This is a genomic window from Pseudomonas sp. LTGT-11-2Z (genome assembly GCF_003691445.1).
GTDB classification, from domain to species: domain Bacteria; phylum Pseudomonadota; class Gammaproteobacteria; order Pseudomonadales; family Pseudomonadaceae; genus Aquipseudomonas; species Aquipseudomonas monteilii.
On record NZ_CP033104.1, the window covers coordinates 5897793 to 5919181 of the forward strand.

Consider the following 21389-nt stretch of genomic DNA (forward strand, 5'->3'; position numbering starts at 1 on the left):
TGGCCGGTGCCGATCGGCTCCCTATCGTGGCGCTCATCGACCCCCACCGAGCGCTTCAAACGATGCCCAGATCCCTTGTCTCCTACTGGAAACGCGTAGCTGTCAGCGGCCCGACCGCAGACGGCCGCGAAATCACAGTCCAGGAGCTGCGCGACTGCGCGGACACCTACAAGTTGTCCCGCTATACCGCTGTGATCTGGAGTGAGCACGAACGCTGGCCAGGCTCCCACGGCACCGTCTTTGCCGTACGCCTCTTGGACGAGAACGACGATCCAGAGCTGGAGCCTGGCCAGGTGGCCCTGGAAGCCCAGTTGAAGCCAAACGACAAGCTGCTGAGCCTGAACGACCAGGGCGAGAAGCTGTTCACCAGCGTGGAAATCACCCCGAATTTCGCCAACAGCGGGCGCCATTACCTGACCGGCCTGGCTGTCACCGACTCCCCTGCCAGCTTGGGCACCCAGGAGCTGTATTTCTCCCGGGGCGCCCGCAAGGGCCATCGCTACCACAAGACCTCCTACTTCTGCGCTGCCGTTGAGCTGGGCGGGCTGCGCGAGGGTGGCCGGCAACAAAGCGAGCTGCGCCGTCTGTTCTCTGCTTTGACCGGCCTGTTCAAGAGCTTCGCCGAAACCACAACCCCCTCACCCGACGAGACCAAACCGATGGATGAAGCAACAGCCAAGGCGCTCAAGGCGCTGTATGACCAATTCGTGATCCTGCTGGCCGGCCTGCAGGCTGTCCTGGAACCTGTAGTTGAAGACGTCGATGACGCCGACAACAAGGAACAGGTCGATGCCGTGGGCGCAGCCGTCCAGGATGTGGTGGACGAAGCGGATGAAAACCGCGAGTTCAACCGCAAGGGCGGCAAAGGCGGCAAGGGCAAGGATGAGGTCAAGGAACTCAGCGCCCGCGTTGAGGAGCTGACCCAGACCATGACCCAGATGTTCAACTCGACCCAGAACCGCCGCCAGGTCAAACGCACCACTGGCGCAGCTGGCGAGAAGAAACGCGGCGGGGGTCTGCGCTAATGGGCGCCCTGTCGAAACGCGCTGCAGCGGAGTATCTGCAGCTTCAGGACGACCTGGCCGAGGCGTACAGCATCGATGACGCCACCCGCACCTTTGCCGTGGAACCGACCCACGCCCAGGAACTGAACGACCAGATCACCGAGCGCGTGGACTTCCTGGGTCGCATCAACGTAATCGGCGTGACCGAGATCAAGGGCGAGAAGGTCCTGCTGGGCCTGAGCGGTCCGGCAACCAGCCGCACCGATACCGACTTGAACGATCGCGAGCCGCGTCACCTGCTCGATCTACAAAACAACGTCTACGAGCTGTTCCACACCGAAACCGATGTGGCTTTGAAATTCGCCACCATCGATGCCTGGGCCAAATTCCCGGAGTTCGCCCGCAAGTACCTGGAGGCCGTGCAGAAGCGCATCGCCCTGGACCGCATCCTGATCGGCTGGAACGGCACCCACGTCGCCAAGCAGACCAACATCACCAACTACCCGCTGCTCCAGGATGTGAACAAGGGCTGGCTGCAGATCGCGCGTGAGCAGATCCCCGAGCAGGTCCTGAAACCCGCTGATCCGGCCGTCAAGATCAAGATCGGCAAAGGCGGCGACTACGAAAACCTCGACGCCGCGGTGCACGACGTCAAGCAGATGATCGACCCGGTGTTCCGTGACGAGGGCGACCTGATCGCCATCATCGGCTCGGACCTGCTGGCCCACGACAAGGGCAAGCTGTACGCCGCGCAGGGGCAGACCCCGACCGAGAAAGAGCGCATCGAGAATGCCCAGGTGATCGAGACCTACGGCGGCCTGCCCTCTTTCCTGGTTCCGTTCTTCCCGGCCAAGGGCATCCTGGTTACCTCCTGGGACAACCTCTCGATCTACTTCCAAGACTCGAGCTGGCGTCGCCACCTGCTCGAAAACCCGAAGCGCTCCCGCGTCGAGGACTACAACGGCCGCAACGAAGGTTACGTGATCGAGCAGCTGGGTAAGTTCGCCTACCTGGAATCCGACGGGGTGGAAACCGTATGAGCCTCGCACTAGCGCACAAGCGCCGTGTGCTGGAGCAAGGCACCGCTGCAGTGGCCCAGGTGGCCGCTGCAGCGGCCCTGCCGTACTCCCCAGGCGAGGCCCTGAGCAGCCCGGCGAATGCTCGCAAGCACCTCAAGCTGATGGAGGCCAGCCTGGACGAGGATCTGACTCGCCTGAAGGCGATCCCGAGCCTGGCCGGCAAGCAGGACCTCAAGCGTACCGAGCTGCTGCCCAAGTATCAGGAATACATCCAGCGCTACATCGAGTCAGGCCAGGTCATGCAGAACCGCGTCCTGGTTCAGGTGATGGTCTGGCTGTTCGACACCACCCAGTTCGATGACGCGCTGGAACTGGCCGAGATCGCGATGGTGCAGGGGCAGCTGATGCCGGAGCGCTTCAAGCGCCGCGACATCCAGACCTTTGTCGCTGATGCCGTGGGCGACTGGGCTTATGCCGAGTACGACGCCGGCCGCAGCCCCGAGCCCTACCTGTCGGATCTGCTGCCTCGTGTGGATGGCGAATGGAACCTGCCGGAACAGATCCCGAGCAAGTTCCACAAGCTGATCGGTATGCGTGCCATGGATGGCGAGCAGTGGGCTGTCGCCCTCAAGCACTTGGAGCGTGCCACCGAGCTGTACCCGAAGGCGGGCTGCAGTACGCGCATTGAGAAGTGCCGGCGAGCCCTGTCACGCCAGGAAGCCGCCGCCGGCGGTACCGAATAACCAACTACCCCCCCAGCGGGAACCCGTGAAGCGGAGTCGGCCATTTATGGCCAGCCCCCGCCGAAACGGTGTCTCCCGCCCTTTTCGAGTGACCAGCGATGAGTTTTTCAGGCAAACCCTCGACCGTGGTGGACCAGACCATCGAGAACAACGGCTTTTGGCCGGACCTCTCCCTGGCTGAGTACCAGAAGGCTTACCGCCTGCCCGGTGAGTACCTGAGCGACACGCTGGTCACTCACCTCAACATCGCCATGGGCGAGGTGAACCAGGACCTGACCAAGCTGATGGCCAGCTGGCGTGACCTGGGCATCACCGAGGTGGCCACCGCCGACTCGCTGCTCCTCGAGGAGCGGGCTTACAAGGTGACGCTGTACAAGCGAGCCGTGTACTGCAGAGCCAAGGCCACTGCCCTGACTGACTTTGCGACCGTCACCCGTCGCGAGGTGGCTGAGAACACCGGCAAGGAGGCACCAGAGCGCGCTGAAACCTACCTGTCATTCAGCCAACAGGCCGTGCGCGCTCTGCAGGGCCGCAGCCGCATCACGGCGGCCTTGCTATGAGAAAGATCCAGGCCCTGACCGCGTACCTGCTCGATCGGCAGCTGGTGCTGCCCGAGCAGCTGCAGAGCTGGGTCGAGCAGATGGATTCCGAACTGATCTGGAAGGAAACCGAGCGCGGCCTGCACATGGGCGACATGACCTATCGGGCGATCTTCGATCTGGAGCGCTTCACTGGCTCCCCGTCCCGCCTGCTGGCCCTAGTCGGCACTTGGCTGGAAGCGAACGACCCAGACCGCGAAGACCTGCCGGCGCCGGCGTTCGTGATTGAGCCGATCGACCTGGACAACGAGCTGTTCGACGTCGAGCTGACCCTGCAGTTCGTGGAGCCCCAGTACCTGGCCGAAGACGACGATGGCGAGTTCCAGGCGTTCGGCAAGACCTGGGCATTCGTCCCCTATGACCTGTGGATAGCCGAGGAAGGCGAGGCGGTGGCCCGTGGCTAGCCGTCTGTTCGACCTCGATGCCCGGGGCGTCCTGGACGTCCGCGAGCAACTGGCGCTCCTGCAGCTGGAGCCGCGTCTGCGCCGGCGCCTGCTGAACAACGTGTCGAAGCGCGTCCGCACCATGAGCCGCAAGCGGATCCGCAGCCAGGAGAACCTGGACGGCTCCCCCTTTGCCGCCCGCAAGAACCCGGAGCCTGGCCAGAAAAAGATGGAGGCCGGACTGGGCAAGCTGATGCAGGTCACCAGCGTGACGGCCGACGAGGCCGTCCTGGGCTGGAAGAACAGCCTGACCTCCTGGGTGGCTGCCCAGCAGCACAACGGTACCTCGGAGCGCCGCACCGCCCAGCAAATGCGCCGTTGGAACAAGGTCGACGAGGGATCGATGTCGACGCCCAAGCAAGCCAAGCGGCTCCGCCGCCTGGGCTTCAAGGTGCGCCAGGCCGGCAAGAAGCGGCTGTCCCGCCCGTCCGTGGCCTGGATCCTGGAGCACGTCAGCTACATGCAGGCCGGTGTCTTGATCCGCGTCCTGGACGAAACCCGGGGCGAGACCACCGGCGCCGACAGCTGGGAAATCAAGCTGCCCAAGCGCCAGTTCCTCGGCGCAAACAGCAACCACGACACCACCGAGCTGGTGCGCCTGGTACTGCAACAAATCCTCAACTCTCAACGCTAAGAGGCATCCCATGGCACTCGGCACTGTCGGCGTCAACAATCTCAACCTCGGCCAGGGCGCCGTGACCGAGATCGAGCGCTATTTCCTTTTCATCGGTCCAGCGAGCAAGAACACCGGCAAGCTGCTGGCCCTCAATACCCAAAGCGATCTGGATAACGAGCTGGGCGCCACTGCGTCCGACCTGAAAACCCAGATCCTGGCTGCACGCCAGAACGGCGGCGACAAGTGGGCGTGCATGGCTGCCCCGATCGCCGTCAACGGCGACTGGGCGGCGGCTGTGGATAAGGCGCAGCAAGATAACGTCTCGGTCGAGGCTATTGTCATCACCGTACCTGTGACGGACAAGGCCACCTTCGACGCCATGAACGCCAAGGCCCTGGAGATCAGTTCCGTCTATGGTCGTCGGGTGTTCATCATGGCGGCGATCGCTGGCATCAGCGCCGCCCAGGACTGGGCTACCTACCTTTCCGAAGCCAAAGCCAAGGTGGCCAGCGTGGCCGCCCCGCGCGTACTGCCTGTGCCACAGCTGCACGGCAACAACCTGGGCGTGCTGGCCGGGCGCCTGGCCCGGGCAGACGTGAGCATCGCGGACAGCCCTATGCGGGTGGCCACCGGTGCCCTGGTCGGTCTCGGCCCTGTACCAGTGGACAAGGACGGTATCCCGCTGCCCTCCGCGATCTTGGCCGAGCTGGACAAGGCGCGGCTGTCGGTACCGCAAACCTACCCGGACTACCCCGGCACTTTCTGGGGCGACGGCAACATGCTCGACGCCCCGGGCAGTGACTACCAGGTAGTCGAGTACTTGCGCATTGCCGACAAGGCCGCTCGTCGTGTTCGCGTCCTGCTGATCCAACGCGTCGCCGACCGCAAGCTGAACAGCTCGGCAACCTCCATGGCGCAGAACAAGACCGCCCTGATGAAGCCTCTGCGCGATATGTCGCGTTCGGTCGTGTTCGCCGGCGTCCAGTTCCCGGGCGACATCGAGTCGCCGGCCGACGACGCCATCACCCTGGTCTGGACCAGCAAAACCGCCGTTGTCGCGTATCTCAAGCTGCGCCCCTACAACTGCCCCAAAGACCTCACCGCAAACATCGCTCTTGACCTGAGCGACGAGGAGTAACCATGTCCAAGATCGGCGGCAAGAACTTCGACATCACCGTGGGCGATACCTTGATCCACGTTGAAACCGTCACTCTCGACATCACCGACAACAGCGCAGTTGCTCAAAGCCGAGGCGTGCCAGATGGCTACGTCGATGGCGACGTGGCTGCGAGCGGCGAATTCGAGCTGGACAGCGCCAACTTCAACCTGCTGATCGAGGCGGCACGCGCTGCGGGCAGCTTCCGCCAGCTGGAGCCGTTCGACTCGCTGTTCTACGCCAAAACCCCGACAGATGAGATGCGCGTGGAGGCGTTCGGCTGCAAGCCGAAGATCTCCAGCCTGCTGAACATCGACTCCAAGGGCGGCGAGAAGCACAAGCACAAGGTGCCGTTCGACGTCACCAGTCCGGACTTCATCCGCATCAACGGCGTGCCGTACCTGGCCGCGACCGAGATCGAGGGCCTGCGCTGATGACCTGCCCGTTCGATCGCGCCCAGGCCCTGGAACAGCGTCAGCGTGACCAGGCGATCACTGCCGCACTAGCCCGTGCGCGCTCGACCGGGCCGAGCCTGACCCACTGCGAGGACTGCGACGAGGAAATCCCCGAGGCGCGTCGCGTCCTTGGCGGCATGACTCGCTGCGTCCCTTGCCAGTCCACTTTTGAGAACAGAGGTCACCGATGAGCGCTAATCAGGCAGCTCAAGACACCGCTGTTGCCCTGGCCAAGGCCTCGCCCGCGATCGGCGTGGCCGCAACCGGGGTGACTGGCACCGTCGATTGGTCGGCGGTCGCCTACATGCTGACCGCTCTTTACATGGTGCTGCAGATCCTGCTCCTGGCCCCCAAGTACCGCCAGATGCTGCGCGACTGGAAGGGCAAGCTATGAGCCTGCGCAACAAGATCCTGACCGGCGCCGTCGCGCTTGTGCTGGGCAGCAGCTCGCTGATGGCGTTCCTGGGCGAGTGGGAAGGCGACGGCCAGAACGTCGTCTACGCCGACCAACTGGCCCGGGGTCTGCCGACCGTGTGCAAGGGCATCACCCGCTACACCAGCCCATACCCGGTGGTGGTCGGCGACTACTGGTCGCCGGCGCGGTGTGCCGAGGTGGAGCAGCTGGTGGTCGAGCGGGGCCAGCTGGCCCTGGCCGACTGCCTGACCAACGACAAGATCACCCAGAACACTTTCGACGCGCTGTCGAGCCATGGCCACAACTTTGGCGAGCCCAACACCTGCGCAAGCCGCGCCGTGGTGCTCATCAACGCCGGCCGCATCGCTGAGGGCTGTCGCGCACTGGCCTGGGGCGCCGATGGCAAACCGGTCTGGGCCTTTGTCACTGATGCCAAGGGCAAAAAGGTTTTCGTTCCTGGGCTGCACGCGCGTCGGCTGGCGGAGGCGAAGTTATGCGCCTCCTGATCGTGCAAGTGCTGGCCGCGCTGCTGTTCGCCGGCAGCACCTGGTTTCTGTTCGACCGCGTGCTGGAGCAGCGCGACTCCGCCCGATCGGAGCGCGACAGCGCGCAGAAAGAGGCATCAGGCTTGCGCGAGGCCGCCAGGATCACCGGCGAACGCCTGGCTATTGCTGCTGCCAACGACGCAAAACACACCAAGGAACTGAGCAATGACCTCAAGGCCAACCAGGATCTGCGCGCTTCTGTCGGCACTGGCGATCAGCGGTTGTTCATCCAGGCCAGCTGCCCCGCCGCCAATGTGCGCGCCGATTCCGCCGGCGCCGGCGTGGCTGATGCAGGCGCCCCCGAACTCGCAGCAAACGCTCGACCGGATTATTTCACCCTCCGCGACCAGCTCGCCCTCAGCAAGCAAATGATCCTGGGGCTGCAGGACCACATCCGCAGCTTCTGCACCACCCAACCCGCTACCACTGGAACCGAAAAATGACTGAACGCACCGAAATCACCCTGGACGTCGCTGGCCAAGACTTTGACTTCGTCATGGATGCAGCCCTGATGACCAAATACATCAACAGCCTGACCCCGGCCAACAAGGTCGCCCCAGCGCACAACCTGCTGATGACCTCCGTGAGCCAGGATCAGAAAGCCAGCCTCAAGCCGCTGCTGGCCAACCCGATGACCGCCATCCAGATCGCTGGCGCGCTGATCGAGGAGTACTCGCCAACTGTTGAAGTCACCGTAAAAAAGCGCTCGGCCACGCTGAACGCTTGACCGAGGACGGACTGGGCCAGCTGCTGGCCCTGGCCGATCGCTGGCTACCTGGTGCAGATCGATCGCCCGAGACCCTGGGCACAGCCAAATGGCTGGAGGACGAGCACTGGCGGCGAATGGAGATCGCCATAGCCAACGGCATTTCAAGAGCATTCAACGGTAACTGACCCATGAGCGCGAACGCTTCCAGCCGCCTGGACTTCATTCTGAGCCTGACCGACAAGGTATCGGCTCCCTTGGCCAAGGTGACCAAGGGCTTCGACAACCTGGCCACCCAGGGCGAGGCCAACATCAGGCAGATCGGTACCGGTGTCGCCGGCGTCTGGGGTGCCCTGACCGGGATCGAGGCGTCGATGGCTCCAGCGCTGGATGTGAACCGCGCCCTGGGTGACGTCCGTTCGCTCGGCGTGGCCGAGGATGCCCTGGCGTCGCTCAACGCCCAGGCCCTCGACTTTTCGGTCTCCTACGGCGGCAGCGCCGAATCCTTTGTTGCCTCCGCGTACAAGATCGAGGGCGCCATCAAAGGCCTGGCCGGCACCCAGCTGGCCACCTTTACCAACACCAGTGCCGTGCTGGCCAAGGCCACCAAGTCCGACCAGGACGTGATGAGCGAGTACGTGGGCACGCTCTACAACCTGCAGAAGCAGCAAGCCGACGCCATGGGTAAAAGCCAGTGGGTCGAGAAGCTGGGCGGCCAGACCGCCCTGGCTGTGCAGCTGTTCCGCACCGGTGGCGAGCAGATGAAGGAAGGCTTCAAGGAAGCCGGGGCAATCGCCTCGGCGTCCGGCATCGACCTGGCCGAGCAGATGGCAGTGATCGGTAGCCTGTCCAGCACCATGGAAGGCGGCGACGCAGGCGGCCGCTACAAGGCGTTCTTCGAAAACATCGGCAACGCCTCGGACAAGTTGGGGATCAAGTTCACCGACACCAACGGCAAGGTCCTGCCGATGCTGGACATCATCAGCAAGCTGCAGGGCAAATTCGGGGACCTGCGCAACGCTGCGGCCAACAGCAAACTGGTCGAGGCGTTCGGTGGCGAAGGCGCCCAGGTGATCGGCGCCCTGGCCCAGGACACCGATCGACTGCGAAGCGGCATCGATTCGCTGGGCAAAGTGCGCGGCCTGGAGCAGGCCGAGAAGATGGCAGCGGCCATGGTCGACCCGTGGCAGCAGTTCGGCGCAGCTGTGCAGGCGCTGCGCATCGCGTTCGGCCAGGCCCTGATCCCGATGCTGCAGCCGTTGATGGAGAAGCTGGTCAGCATCGGCAAGACCATGACCAGGTGGACGCAGCTGTTCCCCAACATCACCCGGGTTATGGGCATCGCCACCTTGGCCGTGCTCGGCATCACCGCTGCTATCAGCGCCCTGACAGTGATCGTCGGCCTGAGCAAGATGGCCATGATGGGCTTGAACGTGGTCTGGACCCTTTTGACCTGGTCAGGCTGGAAAAGCATCGCCATGTTCATCGCCCACACTGTCCAGGGCGCGCTGTTCATCGTCAGGATCCTGGGCATGATCGCAGCGATCGGCCTGGCCAAGGCCTCGATGCTGGTCTGGCAGGGCGCCATCTGGCTGGTGAACGCGGCACTGTCCGCCAACCCGGTCGGCCTGGTTGTCCTGGGTGTGCTCGCCCTGGTCGCGGTGGTGGTCGCAGCGATTGCCTACTGGGACCAGTGGACCGGTGCCCTGATGGACACCGCCGCCTTCCAGTGGGTGATGGAGCAGCTGGATGCGCTCAGCGCCTGGTTCAACACCATGGGCGGCTGGACGGGCATGGCCAAAGCCGCATGGGACGGCATCGTCGGCGTGTTCCGATCGGCGCTCGACCAGGTGATCGCCATGCTCAACAAGATCCCGGGCGTCGAGATCGAGGCCAACCTGGGCGCAATGCCGGACATCGCCAGTCTCGGCACGCCGGCCGGGGGCAACGCAACTGATAACGCCGTCGGTGTATCCAGCCTGGGCTCCCAGGCCGAGTACAAGCCTGTCGGCAGCCTGAGCCCGACCCGCGCTACGTCCGTGCCCGCCGGCGGCCTGATGACAAGCATCCAGAACACCCAGAACCAGAACCGTGGAACCCATGTGGAAAAGGTGGAGATCAACACCGCCAAGCCAATGAGTCCGCTTGAGCTGGAAAACATGATGGCAATGGCGGCCGGCTGATGACGCTCTACATCGATCTGCTCATCACCAACAACGACCTGACTCTGGACCCGTCCAACCAGCCCGTCCTGGTGGACGACCGGGCCAGCATCGCCCAGGACATCGCCCACATGATCCGCGAGAGCGGCCTGCTGGTGACGCTGATGGCCGAGCGCGACCGCTTCCGCCGTACCGACTGCATCAAGCAGCTGGAGCTGCTGGTGGAGGAGGACGAGCGCCTGGTACCGGGCACCGTCCAGATCATCGAGACCGGCAGCGGCAAGTACCTGGTCACTGCAACCACTGTTGAATTCGGAACCACCGAGGTAGCCCTGTGAGTGACGTTGATTTCAAAAAAGCCCTGCAGGATGCCGGCGTGCCGACGACCGAGGCAGGCCTGCGTGCTGCTTGGGAGAAAGAGGTAGCCGCCCAGGGCAGCAAGCTGAGCAACACCAGCTCCTGGTCGCCGTTCTGGCGCCTGGTGACCGCCATCGTCACGCAGCCCGTGCTGTGGCTGATCGAGTTCATCGCCGGCACCGTTCTCCCCAACTTTTTCGTGAAGACCGCGACCGGGGCCTGGCTGGACATGCTGGCCTGGGCGGTGAACGTCACCCGCAAGCCGTCGACCAAGGCCCAGGGGCAACTGCTGTTCACCCGCAGCGCGGTCGCCGGCGTGCTGGAGATCCCAGCGGGAACCCGCGTCCAGTCGGTGGCCATCAACGGCAACGTCTATGTCCTGGTCACCACCGCCGCCGCCCAGTTCCTGGACGGTGACGCCCAGGTGCTGGTCGCGGCCGAGGCCACCGAGGCCGGCAGCGGCTACAACCTCGCCCCGGGCTACTACTCGATCCTGCCCGAGCCGATCCCCGGCGTGATCCAGGTCGTGAACGCCGATGGCTGGCTGACCATCCCGGGCGCCGATACCGAGCACGACGACGACCTGCGCCTGCGCACCCGCAACCAGTTCAGCGCCGTGAACCAGTGGCACACGGACGCCGTGTACCGGGCAATCATCGCCTCGTTCCCGGGCGTGGAGCCCGATGGCGTGTACTTCGAGCACAATGCCCCACGCGGGCCTGGCAGTGCCAACGCCTTTGTCCTGTTCGAAGCGGGCTCGCCGGCCGAAAGCTACCTGGCCACCATCAATGCCTACATCCGCGACCAGGGCCAGCACGGCCACGGCGATGACCTCCTGGTGCAGGAAATGCCCCCGACCCTGCACACGGTGCGGGTGGTGGTCTGGCCCCGGGCCACGGTCGGCGCCGATCGGCACCAGGCGCTGCTCGATGACATCGAGCTGTTCATCCGTGCAGCTTTCCGAGAAAGCTCGGACCGCGACTATCAGCCGACACTGACCTACCCACAGTCCCGCTTTTCCTTCAGCCGTCTGGGCGAGGAGCTGCACGAGCAGTTCGCCGGCATCGAGTCGCTGCAGTTCGACAACGAGGACATCCTGTCGGAGCTGACCATTCCCCGCCTGTCCGGGGTCCAGGTGGTGCTCGGTGATTAAGCTCAAGCTGCCGTTCTGGCTGGAAGGCACCGAGCTGACCAAGCTCAAGAACGCCGCGCAGTCCTGGTGGGAAAAGGTCGAACAGTGGCTGAAGTGGCCGCTGCTGCAGATCGATGCTGAAACCTGCCACCTGACCGTGCTCGATCTCCTGGCGTGGCAGCGCGACATCCAGCGCTTCCAGGGCGAGCCGGAGGCCCTGTATCGCCTGCGCGTGAAGTACGCCTTCATCAACGCGGTCGAGGCCGGCAGCACCGCCGGCATGATCCGGATCTTCCAGCGCTTGGGCATTGGCTACGTCGAGATCCAGGAGCGCCTGCCCGACCAGGACTGGGACATCGTGTCCCTGCTCCTTTCCGACTCCCAGCTGAGCGAAAACCCCGTGCTGCTGCGCGTGCTGATCCAGCAGTACGGCCGCACCTGCAGGCGCTACGAGTTCTCGACCATCACCCCCGTATCCATGGCCGTCTGCCTGGCGGAGTTCAACGACGACCAGGTGACCCTGAGCGCCGTCCTGGACACCAGCGCGAGCCGCCTGGTCGTTATCAACGAGCTGGCCACCGTGGCCAACTAGCCCTGAGAGGAATCCATGGGAGCAAGCATTACCCTCGCCGGCGAGCGCCTGATAGCTCAGAAAGAGGCGGCCAACGAAGGCCTGGACATCGCTCGGTTCATCTTTGCCAACGTGCCCGGGCTGAACCCCGCCACGCCGGTCAATCGCTCGGCCGGTAAGCCGCCGGCGGCACAGATCGTCCACACCCAGGACTACACCCGTAAGGGCTACGTCAACCCGAACCAGGTGATCTACAGCATCATGCTGGGGTCCGATATCGGTGACTGGGACTTCAACTGGATCGGCCTGGAAACTGCCGACAACGTCCTGCTGGCCGTGGCCTACGTGCCCCTGCAGCAGAAGCGCAAGAACATCCCGCCGCTGCAGATCGGTAACAACCTCACGCGCAACATGCTGCTCAAGTTCGACGGTGCCCAGCAGATGACGGGCATCACCGTCGACGCGAGCACCTGGCAGCACGACTTCACCGTGCGCCTGAGCGGAATCGACCAGCGCGAGCGGCAGAGCAACCGCGATATCTACGGGCGCGCCCTGTTCGTCGGTGACGGCCTGGCCGTAGAGCGCAGTTTCGGCGTGTTCCAGCTCAAGCCCGGGCGGGCCTACATCGAGGGCATTCGCCTGGAGCTGGTCGACGCCCTGCAGTTCACCGTTCCGGCGTTCCCGGCCAAGGTCTGGCTGAACGTCGCCCTGGAGCGCAGCGAAAGCGATGTGGTGGCCACCTGCAAAGTGGTGATCGCCAACGCCGAGGGCGATCGCACCGATTCGGCGGGTGTCCGTCACTACCTGGTCCAGATCGCCGGCATCGATGCCAGCGGCAATATCACTGACCTGCGCACCACCAAGTCCATCGCCGGCGCCCTGGTCGAGCACTTCGCCGCCAAGGACGGCGATTACGAGCTGCTGCGCGCACGCGGCACGACCAAAGAAGACGTAGGGCTGGGCAACCTGCCGAACGAGAAAAGTGACGACCCGGGCACCGCCAGCAGCGAGATTCTGGCGACAACTGCCGCCCTCAAGGCAGCCATGGCCCAGGTCGAGAGCGCCCTGGTGGGCATGATGGTGTTTTTCCCAACCAGCACCACGCCGGCGGGCTTCCTGCGCTGCAACGGCGCCGCCGTGTCCAGGACGGCCTACGCCCGACTGTTCGCCCAGATCGGCACCTTCTACGGCGCCGGCGATGGCGTGACCACGTTCAACCTGCCCAACCCACGGGGCCGCTTCCTGCGCGTCCTGGACGACGGCCAAGGCCTCGATATCGGCCGTGTCCTGGGCAGCCTGCAGGCGGATGAACTGAGAAGCCACGCGCACACCGCGTCGTCAGCTGCAGGCGGTGGACACACCCACACCGCCTCCGCTGCAGCAGCTGGCGGACACACCCATACGGCGAGCACCGATAACCAAGGCGCGCATACCCACACCGTCAAGGAAGGCACGGTCGGGGTCGTTCTCGGCCAGGGCGAAACCCTGACCTCAGGTGACGACCTCACCACTGGCATCAACAACTACTCGACCACCTCCAGCGCTGGCAGTCACGCGCACAACGTCACCGTGAACGCCGTGGCGGATCACATCCACGCCGTCACGGTGAACGGCGTTACGGACCACACCCACACCATCACCGTGAACGCGGCCGGCGGTACCGAAACCCGCCCAGTGAACGCCGCCTATCCGCTGTTCATCAAGTATTGAGGCTGTCATGACCACCAAGACCGTTTATCAAACCGACGAGCTGGGCATCTATGTCGGCCCGGCTGTGGCCGACGCATCGCCGCTGGAGCCCGGCGTGTGGCTGATCCCCGCCCGGTGCGTGGAGCAGGAGCCGCCGAGCGCCCCGGAAGGCCAGGCCGCGCTGTGGGACGGGCTGAGCTGGAAGCTGATCGACTGCTACCGAGGCCTGACCGCCTACAACACCGCCACCCGGGAACCCATGCTGATCGATCGCCTGGGGCCTCTCCCGGCCGGCTACACCCTGGAACAGCCAGGCCCGGGGCAAGTCTGGGAGTTCGGCCAGTGGGTGGATGACATCCCCGCCGTGGTCGAGGCCCTGTACCAGGAGCGCGTCCAGGCTGTGGATGCAGCCTGTGCACAGGAGATCACCGGCGGGTTCTGGTCGTCGGTCCTGGGCGATCGGCATTGCTACGGGAGCACGCTCGAGGAACAGATGAACCTCACCGGTGCCGTGCTCAGCGGCGCTGACCTGAACTATCCCTGCCTCGATGTCGACGGAATCAAGGCGTTTCGGCCCCACACCGCCGACCAGCTCCGTCAGCTGTCCGGTGATTTCACCGTGTTCCGCTTGGGCCGACAGGAGCTGGCTTACCAGCTCAAGCTGCAGCTGAAAGAAGCCCGCGACGCCCAAGACATCGACGCCCTGACCGCTATCACCTGGGAGAACGTCGCGGTATGACCTGGAGCCCCGTCACCATGCGCTGGCCCAGCGAGACCACCAGCTGGCTGGCCGACCTCGATGCCGCGAAATCGCTGGCCACCAGCGAGCTGGCCAGCACCGGCGAACGGATCACCGCGCTTAAAGACCTGGTCAGCACTGCGCCGAGCCTGGTGGGCGAAATGGCGGCCGCAGCGGTAGCCGCTGGCCGCAGCGCCTTGGCCGACGCCCTGGGCGAGGTGCCGGCGTGCCTGGTCGTGACCCCATTCCAAAGTGGGGTTGGCCAGGGCCGAGGCCTGCAGCGCTACCTGTCGGCGCCGAACCTGGTGCGCCATCTGGGCGCCAAACTGGAGGATTCCAGCGACCAGAGCCGCCCAGGCGGCGAGCAGTACGCCCTGGTCGTCCTGTTCCTCGGCACCCGCTACGACCGTTTCGCGTCGACGCTGGGCCGCTTCAATGCCGTGCTGCCCCTGCCCGAACTGCAGCGGGCGCAGAACCGCGCCGGGCGCCTGTTCGAACTGGAAACCTCCAAGTGGGAGCTACCGAGCGCCGGCACGCTGCCGCGCTGGGGTGGCCTGCCGCTGAAGCGCTCCACCATCACCCGGGCCGCGAGCCAGGCCATGGCCGGCCAGCTGGCCGCACTGGAGAGTTTCGCGGCCAGCTCGCCCATGGCCGACCTGCAGGCGATGGCAGCCCGCAAAGCTGAGCGCGCAGCCGCGCAGGCCCAGCAGCTCGCTGATCTCAAGGCCCAGTTCGACGGGGCCACCGCAGAAACGACCATCAGCGCCCGCCTGATCGGCCCGGGCAACGCCGCAGAGCTGCGCCGTCAGCTGCTGACCGGCGACGCACCCGGGCACGAATGGCCGCTGTCCGCCGGCGTCATGCTGGTGGGCTCGCTCAAGGGCCTCAGTTTCGTGCGCGAGCTGGTGGGCCTATGACCTTGCTCCTGGACGGCGAACGAATCCGCGGCCGCAGCATGAAGGTCACCGGAGACCTGCGTATCGAGAGCGGCGATATGTCGGGGCAGACCAGCAACACCGACACGGCGCACAAGGGCTTCAAGCCCAAGACCTTGACCGTCACGCTGCTGATCGCCTTTGTCGACGCGGAGCATCTGCGCGCACTGATGCGCCTGGCCGAGGCCACGGAAAGCGGTGGCCAGCTCAAGACGTACCGAATCGTCAACGACACCGCGACGGCCATGGGCATGAGGCAGGTGCAGTTCTCGGACGGGGTCAGCGCCCGGGAAGACGACTCGCTGCTGGCCTGGCGGATCCAGTTCACCCTCACCGAGAAGCTGTCGAACCCTGAGCGCGTGGAAAAGCGCAGGACCGGCAATGCGGTCAAGACCCAGAGCGCCCCGGGCCAAGGCGTGAGCGGTACCAGCAGTGGCGCCGGCGGCGCCGATGACAGCGGTACCGGCCAAGGCCTGACGGGCTTCGAATCCACCCTCAAAAAGCTCGATGACTGGCTGGGGAGCAAATCGTGAAGCTCCATAAAGTCCTGAGCATCGGCGGCGCCGTGCACGACCTGGTCAAAGATGATGTCCGACTGGACCTCGCCACCCCCGGCCGCGCCCAGTTCACCATCAAGTCCACCGTGCCCGTGTCGGGCCTGGTCACGCTCGACATCGGCTACAACGACTCGCCCCTGCAGCGGCACTTCATCGGCTACGTCGAGCGGTCGACCTCGGTCAACCAGGTGGAGCAGGTCCTTTACTGCCGCGAGCTGGCCGCCATCCTCGCCAAGCCGCTCCCGCTGAACCTGCGCCATGCCGATCTGCGCACCGTGCTGGCCGCGATCGGTGAACAGACCGGCCTGCGTTTCCGTGTGCCGGCGCAGGCCTACGCATCGATCAAGGCGCCGTTCTTCTACAGCCTGGCGTCCGGCTTCCAGGCCATGGACAGCCTGGCCCGGGTTTTCTCAATCCCCGACCTGATCTGGCAGCAGCAGGGCGATGGCGAGGTGTTCGTGGGGAGCTGGGAACACAGCTTCTTCGGCGCCCGATCGCCCCTGCAGCTGCCGGTCGAGCTGTTCAACAACTACCAGGGCAACCAGAGCGCCGTGATTGCGGCGCTGCCTGGCCTGCGTCCTGGTGCAACCATCAACCAAGGCGAGCGCGTCACCTCCGTGGCCCTTGTCGGTACCGAAATGGCGATCAAATGGAAGACGCAATCCGGCGCTGCGTAGAGCGCATGTATCCGGAGCTGAGCGGCGGCTATCACCTGCCGCGCATGGCCCGGGTCGTCGGTGTGGCCGATGCGCCCGCCGGCGCAACCATCTGCGACGACTTCCGGCCGCGCTTCGCGGTCGACCTGCAGGTCCTGGACGAGAACGGCGAGCCGGACGAGGCCCTACCAACGCTGGCCGGCGTGCCGCTGCCGGTGCCCACGGGCGGTGATGAAATGGGCTTCTTCAGCTTCCCCGAGGAAGGCACCACCGTAGTCGTCGGGTTCACCCAAGGCCTGCCGCACAAGCCGTTTATCCAGTGCATCCTGCCCCATGGCCTGTCCTTACCCCGGGTACCCAAGGGCGACCAGGTCTGGCAGCACAGCGAGGCCTCGCAACAGCGCGTCGAGTCGGATGGCAGTTGGACCCGCCAGACAGACGGCGGGATCACGGACAAGTCGACCGATCGCCAGGTGGAAAGCCTGACCAATGCCGAGCGGTACCAGAGCGACAGCCGCACCATTGATGACCACTCCACCGAATCGGTGGGCGGTACCAAAAAGATCGAGGCGCTGGGCGCGCTCCAGCTGCTGTCCGGCGGTACCGCCAACTTGGCAGCGGTGGACGACCTCAGTCTGGCCACCGGCCGCGATCTCAACCAGGTGGTTGCTCAGAAGCTCAACCTGGCCGTGGGTGGCGACCTGATCGAGCGCGTCCAGAAGGCACGCAAGAGCATCGCCAAGACCACTTGGCTCGGGTCTGAGTCGGTCAACGTCCTGCAGGTGCTGTGCGACCTGATCGACCTGGTGGTGCTGATGAACACCGACCTGGCCGGCCACACCCACGGGCCGAGCCCTGTCCCTTCCAATGCCGGCGCCTTCGCCGGGCACGCCGGCACTGGCGCACAACTTTCTGGGCAACTGAAGCCCATCACAGGAGCTTGAATGGAACTGAAGAACTACTTCGCCCAGGACGACGCCGGCAACATCCTGCCGAACGCGATCTGCTATCTGTACGAGCGCGGCACCGAGATCCTGGTAAAAAATCTGCAGGCTGCTGACGGTACCGCGTTGGTTAACCCGTTCACGGCTGACGACAAAGGCATGGTCGTGTTTGCCGCGCCCAACGGACTGTATGACCTGCGTATCACCAAAGGCGCCCGGGATAGCCGAATCCGCGTGCAGTGCCTGGACCTCACCGACCACCTGAACCGGCTCGCAGGCAACCCAACCCCCAAGGACTCGCCATGGCTGGCCAAAGGCGACGGGGTAACCAACGACACGGCCGCATTTGCCGCGTTCGAAGCTGTCGTGAAGGGTCGCCGTGTCGACCTGGGCGGCTCGGTGTTCGTGCTCGATGAACTGCCTATAAAGAACTCGTACCTGAACGGGGCGTTCAAGGTCGGCGGATTCACCCGCATTACTGCGCTGAACGACAACCTGTCAGCCCAGCCGCCACGCTTCCACCGTATTGGCGGTCAACTGGCCATGCTCAAAGAGTCGCTGTCCAACCCGCTCGAGCAACTGACTTCGCTTGTCGTAATTGCCGACTCCATCGGCTGGGGTAGCGGCACACCAGGCGAGCAGGCGGTGACTGATCCGCGCAATGGCACGCTGGCAGACCCCCGGAACAACTTCGGTGCCCCGTCCTGGTTCAACGAATTCGCCCGCCACATTGGCGAGCGATACGCCTTCAAGGCACCTCCGGTCCTGTCCAACTGGCCGGCCAGCCCATCGGGCGAGTGCATCGTTGAATACACCGTGACCCATGATCTGTACCCCCGAGGAGGGAGGTTCAACGTCCAATCGGTGGGGCCATCGGTGAGCGTCACCGACGCGCTCACCTCGGGATCGGTGACCAACTGCCAGCGAGTTTTCGCCGACGGCAACTCCAACGGCACCTCGTACCACTCGGTCAGCTTCCAGTTCACCGGGACCACCTTCGCGCTGCACTTCGGTGTAGTAGGTGATGAACTCACTGGCGGTCTGGACTATGAGCTGTTCGTGGATGGCGTCTCCCAGGGCGTGTTCACCACATCGGCAGGCGAGGAAGGACTGACCTACGGCAACAACCGGATCCGGAACCACACCTTTGGCTACGTCCGGAACAAGACCGTGGAAATCCGGACCAAGCGCCGTGCCAGCCAGACGACAGGGACCAAAGCGTTGCGGATGGAGGCGATCCGGGTCAAAAAGACGATCCGCCTCACCAACCAGGCGATCAACGGCGCGACCACGCGCAGCTATCGGATGTACAACCTGCCGGGCAACACGTTTGGCCACGGCAACGCTGTCGGGCCGCAGGACAACTATGTGATCGTCGCCCTGGGCACGAATGACCGGATCCGCAACCCGTCGCAGCCGCAGAGCGTGAACGAGTTCAGCGCCAACCTGGGCGCGCTCTTGGACATCGTCCAGCCGATGGCCAACGTGATCCTAATGTGCTCGAACCCGTCGAACAACGAAAATCCGGAGACCTACGCGTTTACGATGCAGGACGTCCGGGGCGAGATCTACCGCACCGCCCGGGCGCGAAGCCTGGACATGATCGACAACTATGCAGCCCTGTCGATTCCAGACATGAGCCTCATCGCGAACGACGGTCTTCACCCGAATGCGCTTGGCTATTACCTGTACTCCAGGAATGTGATCGGCTCATTAGAAGTAGCTTGATCAAACCCACCGGACGACGGGTTTTCTTGTTTTTTTCTTCGGTGTATCACTTTACAATCGCCGATTTTCACAAGGATCTACAAGTGAACAGGAGAAAGTTTCTAACGTTTGCGGCGATAGCAGCAGCGTATCCGGCATATCGCGGCTTCGCATCGTTGGTAGATAACCAATTGATCCAGTCCAATGGCGGCCAGCTCGGAAGGCTAAAGGCAGCTCTTGCTGATCCGAACCGTCAGATGACAGGCATAGCCTTTGTTGGCGACTCGATTACCTGGGGCACTGGTACGAGGCAGGGCCCGAATCCCGACCCTCGAAACGGTACGCTGGCCGACCCTCGCGATAACTTTTCGAGCGAAAGTTTCGTTAATAACGTGAAGCGGTATATTGGTGAGGCTTACATGCCTGGTGCGTCCGTAAGTCACTCGAACTGGCGTACCTCGCCATCCGGGCAATCAGTAGTCGAATTTTCTCGGAGCAGCACTCGCAAGACTGTAAGAATTAGTAATCAAGGCATCAACGGAGCGAGCACCACTAGCTATATGGCACGTAACCTAGTTTCATCAGACAAGGATAGCTACGCTCTGCTACCTGATGATGAATTTGTGTTCGTCCAACTCGGGACAAATGATCGAATAATCGACCGAAGAAACCCTAAAAACGCTCACGAACTTACTGCAAATCTTGAGCGACTGGTAGCGCAAATCAGCGAAAGCTCCGAGGTAATACTGATGTGTGCGAACCCGTCGACTGTGGAGTCGTCTGGTCGCTACTTGTTTGACATGAGGACCGTCAGGGACGCAGTCAGCGTCGCCGCAAAAAACACTGGCGTAGATTTTATTGATAACTACGCATTATTTGAGAATCTTGACATTAAATATTATATGAATGACGGCAGCCACCCTAATGTAAAGGGTCATGCAGTAATCGCATCCCATATAATTTCTGCGATCCAAATGTCATAAAGAGGGGCGCTATGCGCCCCTATCATTTGCCCTTCGAAATTGCGGGCTCTCTCTTTGGATCGCCATTGCTGGATACATTTGCGTACATATGGAAAAACCTACGGTTACAATTTTTTTCTGCGACCAGCAGCCTCAATGCAGGTCTGTCGAATTTTAATGCTTCTCGTCCAAGCCCTGCAAACTCTACAGCGGCTATCACATAGTTTTCGACGCAAGTAAATATATCATAGCCGTGCCGAATCGTTCGTCCAATAGTTCGGTATTCACCTTCAATTGGTAGGGCGACACCATATTCATTTATAAAATCCTCAGCATCCCTTATATTCAAATACTGAACGAGATTGATGATTTTTTTGCAGAACTCAGTATATTCAGTGTAAAACTTCGGCTGATCAGAAGCCGACAACATAAGCTCAAAACTACGTCTGGCACTCTGAACCTTTTTTATCAGTTCATCTATAACGTCCAAGCGTAGCGTGGGCGTGCCTTTCGATGCTGCGCCATCGAACAGCTTTGCATGGATGCGAGGATTAATAGTGAAGTTGGCAGTGAAGTCTGGCGAGAACTTAGTCGGGCCAATTTGCTCATAATAAGCGGCAAATTCTTTTCTGTGAAGGTAAAATAATTCGTGTTTGCTTTTTTCAATTTGCCTTGCGGCTTGAGAAGTTGAATGCAGCTTTGTTATTAACGCAGCCAGAGGGAGTGAGAGGCCAAGCAAACCCAATGGAAGAGCACTAACCCGAATAAACTCTCTGAAGCCAGCCTCTGTTAAGGATATAGTATATTCCTTCCAAGCAAAGCAACCGAACTCCAAGAAGTACATGACGGGTACCGCTATAGACAACCAGAATAGAGGTTGCTTATCTAAACCGTAATCCGGATTAAGTGAGAGCCTCTCTTTCCAATTTTCATCCCGTCGAAATTTCTTAATAATCGCAGCCGAGATTACCCCCACAAATATCATGGGTGTAACAACTAGCAGCGCTAGCATTAAATAATCGTCCATTCCCCCTCCCAGTCAGGCCAAGACGGCCACATCGAAATTCATTCGATCATATCGCCTCCGCTTACCTTTGACCTTCAGATAAAAATCCTCAGCCCCAAAAAAATTGGCCGAGAAAATCACTTATCCCCCTCCCGCCGACGCGCTCTACGTCGCGAAATAGTGCAAAGGCCAGCCCAGGTGCAGGTTACCCCCGGAGCAGGCCCGGCGCGGGCCGCGTAGAGAACCAGTGCATTGCACGCTATGCAAAGAT

27 protein-coding genes are annotated in these 21389 nt (G+C 62.8%); 26 read left to right on the forward strand and 1 reads right to left on the reverse strand.

The annotated features are described in order from the left end of the window. Positions 1-62: 62 nt before the first annotated feature. The 26 genes from D8767_RS27855 (at position 63) to D8767_RS27975 (ending at position 20133) form a co-directional block, all read left to right on the forward strand. Positions 63-1025, forward strand: coding sequence for a GPO family capsid scaffolding protein (locus tag D8767_RS27855; RefSeq protein WP_063977328.1), 963 nt, complete (start codon positions 63-65; stop codon positions 1023-1025). After that, positions 1025-2044, forward strand: a complete 1020-nt coding sequence (locus D8767_RS27860; RefSeq protein ID WP_122048486.1) for a phage major capsid protein, P2 family — start codon at positions 1025-1027, stop codon at positions 2042-2044. Before D8767_RS27855 ends, D8767_RS27860 begins: the two co-directional genes overlap by 1 nt. Further along, positions 2041-2766 carry a phage terminase small subunit gene (gene gpM, locus D8767_RS27865; protein ID WP_122048487.1) on the forward strand — a complete coding sequence of 242 codons (726 nt, stop codon included), beginning with the start codon at positions 2041-2043 and terminating at the stop codon, positions 2764-2766. The genes D8767_RS27860 and gpM overlap by 4 nt, the downstream gene beginning before the upstream one ends. A 98-nt stretch (positions 2767-2864) precedes the next feature. Next, on the forward strand, positions 2865-3326 hold the full coding sequence (locus D8767_RS27870) for a head completion/stabilization protein (protein WP_122048488.1): 462 nt from the start codon (positions 2865-2867) through the stop codon (positions 3324-3326). Then, the gene (locus tag D8767_RS27875; protein WP_122048489.1) at positions 3323-3769 is read left to right on the forward strand and encodes a phage tail protein; all 447 of its coding nucleotides are present in this window, start codon (positions 3323-3325) and stop codon (positions 3767-3769) included. Before D8767_RS27870 ends, D8767_RS27875 begins: the two co-directional genes overlap by 4 nt. Next, positions 3762-4442, forward strand: coding sequence for a phage virion morphogenesis protein (locus D8767_RS27880; protein WP_122048490.1), 681 nt, complete (start codon positions 3762-3764; stop codon positions 4440-4442). Before D8767_RS27875 ends, D8767_RS27880 begins: the two co-directional genes overlap by 8 nt. Positions 4443-4452: 10 nt before the next feature. Further along, the gene (locus D8767_RS27885; RefSeq protein ID WP_122048491.1) at positions 4453-5562 is read left to right on the forward strand and encodes a DUF2586 domain-containing protein; all 1110 of its coding nucleotides are present in this window, start codon (positions 4453-4455) and stop codon (positions 5560-5562) included. Between the two features lie 2 nt (positions 5563-5564). Next, the gene (locus D8767_RS27890; RefSeq protein WP_063977335.1) at positions 5565-6014 is read left to right on the forward strand and encodes a DUF2597 family protein; all 450 of its coding nucleotides are present in this window, start codon (positions 5565-5567) and stop codon (positions 6012-6014) included. Then, a complete protein-coding gene (locus D8767_RS27895; protein WP_122048492.1) occupies positions 6014-6226 on the forward strand; it encodes a TraR/DksA C4-type zinc finger protein in 213 nt (70 codons plus the stop codon). The genes D8767_RS27890 and D8767_RS27895 overlap by 1 nt, the downstream gene beginning before the upstream one ends. Further along, a complete protein-coding gene (locus D8767_RS27900) occupies positions 6223-6429 on the forward strand; it encodes a hypothetical protein (RefSeq protein WP_122048493.1) in 207 nt (68 codons plus the stop codon). Before D8767_RS27895 ends, D8767_RS27900 begins: the two co-directional genes overlap by 4 nt. Beyond that, complete coding sequence (locus tag D8767_RS27905; protein WP_122048494.1) at positions 6426-6956, forward strand: lysozyme; 531 nt, start codon at positions 6426-6428, stop codon at positions 6954-6956. The genes D8767_RS27900 and D8767_RS27905 overlap by 4 nt, the downstream gene beginning before the upstream one ends. After that, positions 6944-7438: a lysis system i-spanin subunit Rz gene (locus D8767_RS27910; protein ID WP_122048495.1), complete on the forward strand. Its 495-nt coding sequence runs from the start codon at positions 6944-6946 to the stop codon at positions 7436-7438. Before D8767_RS27905 ends, D8767_RS27910 begins: the two co-directional genes overlap by 13 nt. Next, the gene (locus tag D8767_RS27915; RefSeq protein WP_122048496.1) at positions 7435-7722 is read left to right on the forward strand and encodes a putative phage tail assembly chaperone; all 288 of its coding nucleotides are present in this window, start codon (positions 7435-7437) and stop codon (positions 7720-7722) included. The genes D8767_RS27910 and D8767_RS27915 overlap by 4 nt, the downstream gene beginning before the upstream one ends. Before the next feature lie 20 nt (positions 7723-7742). Then, positions 7743-7889, forward strand: a complete 147-nt coding sequence (locus tag D8767_RS28900; RefSeq protein WP_371858534.1) for a hypothetical protein — start codon at positions 7743-7745, stop codon at positions 7887-7889. Between the two features lie 3 nt (positions 7890-7892). Further along, positions 7893-9884 carry a phage tail tape measure protein gene (locus tag D8767_RS27920; protein ID WP_122048497.1) on the forward strand — a complete coding sequence of 664 codons (1992 nt, stop codon included), beginning with the start codon at positions 7893-7895 and terminating at the stop codon, positions 9882-9884. After that, on the forward strand, positions 9884-10201 hold the full coding sequence (locus D8767_RS27925; RefSeq protein ID WP_063977342.1) for a DUF2590 family protein: 318 nt from the start codon (positions 9884-9886) through the stop codon (positions 10199-10201). The genes D8767_RS27920 and D8767_RS27925 overlap by 1 nt, the downstream gene beginning before the upstream one ends. Continuing rightward, positions 10198-11373: a baseplate J/gp47 family protein gene (locus D8767_RS27930; RefSeq protein ID WP_122048498.1), complete on the forward strand. Its 1176-nt coding sequence runs from the start codon at positions 10198-10200 to the stop codon at positions 11371-11373. Before D8767_RS27925 ends, D8767_RS27930 begins: the two co-directional genes overlap by 4 nt. Beyond that, positions 11366-11944 (forward strand): phage tail protein, encoded by a 579-nt coding sequence (locus D8767_RS27935; RefSeq protein ID WP_063977344.1) that lies wholly within the window; start codon positions 11366-11368, stop codon positions 11942-11944. Before D8767_RS27930 ends, D8767_RS27935 begins: the two co-directional genes overlap by 8 nt. Before the next feature lie 15 nt (positions 11945-11959). After that, entirely contained in the window at positions 11960-13633 is a 1674-nt protein-coding gene (locus D8767_RS27940; protein WP_122048499.1) for a phage tail protein, read from the forward strand. A 7-nt stretch (positions 13634-13640) separates the two neighbouring features. Next, complete coding sequence (locus D8767_RS27945; protein WP_122048500.1) at positions 13641-14351, forward strand: phage tail protein; 711 nt, start codon at positions 13641-13643, stop codon at positions 14349-14351. Next, a complete protein-coding gene (locus D8767_RS27950; RefSeq protein ID WP_122048501.1) occupies positions 14348-15268 on the forward strand; it encodes a hypothetical protein in 921 nt (306 codons plus the stop codon). The genes D8767_RS27945 and D8767_RS27950 overlap by 4 nt, the downstream gene beginning before the upstream one ends. Beyond that, positions 15265-15819, forward strand: coding sequence for a DNA-binding protein (locus D8767_RS27955; protein WP_122048502.1), 555 nt, complete (start codon positions 15265-15267; stop codon positions 15817-15819). The genes D8767_RS27950 and D8767_RS27955 overlap by 4 nt, the downstream gene beginning before the upstream one ends. Further along, entirely contained in the window at positions 15816-16520 is a 705-nt protein-coding gene (locus D8767_RS27960) for a hypothetical protein (protein WP_122048503.1), read from the forward strand. Before D8767_RS27955 ends, D8767_RS27960 begins: the two co-directional genes overlap by 4 nt. Further along, the gene (locus D8767_RS27965; RefSeq protein WP_122048504.1) at positions 16493-17443 is read left to right on the forward strand and encodes a phage baseplate assembly protein V; all 951 of its coding nucleotides are present in this window, start codon (positions 16493-16495) and stop codon (positions 17441-17443) included. Before D8767_RS27960 ends, D8767_RS27965 begins: the two co-directional genes overlap by 28 nt. Continuing rightward, the gene (locus tag D8767_RS27970; protein WP_122048505.1) at positions 17444-19171 is read left to right on the forward strand and encodes an SGNH/GDSL hydrolase family protein; all 1728 of its coding nucleotides are present in this window, start codon (positions 17444-17446) and stop codon (positions 19169-19171) included. It begins immediately after the preceding gene. Next, a complete protein-coding gene (locus D8767_RS27975) occupies positions 19168-20133 on the forward strand; it encodes an SGNH/GDSL hydrolase family protein (protein ID WP_163002516.1) in 966 nt (321 codons plus the stop codon). The genes D8767_RS27970 and D8767_RS27975 overlap by 4 nt, the downstream gene beginning before the upstream one ends. Before the next feature lie 22 nt (positions 20134-20155). On the opposite strand, the gene D8767_RS27980 is transcribed toward D8767_RS27975, so the two are convergent. Beyond that, on the reverse strand, positions 20156-21139 hold the full coding sequence (locus tag D8767_RS27980) for a hypothetical protein (RefSeq protein WP_122048507.1): 984 nt from the start codon (positions 21137-21139) through the stop codon (positions 20156-20158). Between the last annotated feature and the right edge of the window lie 250 nt (positions 21140-21389).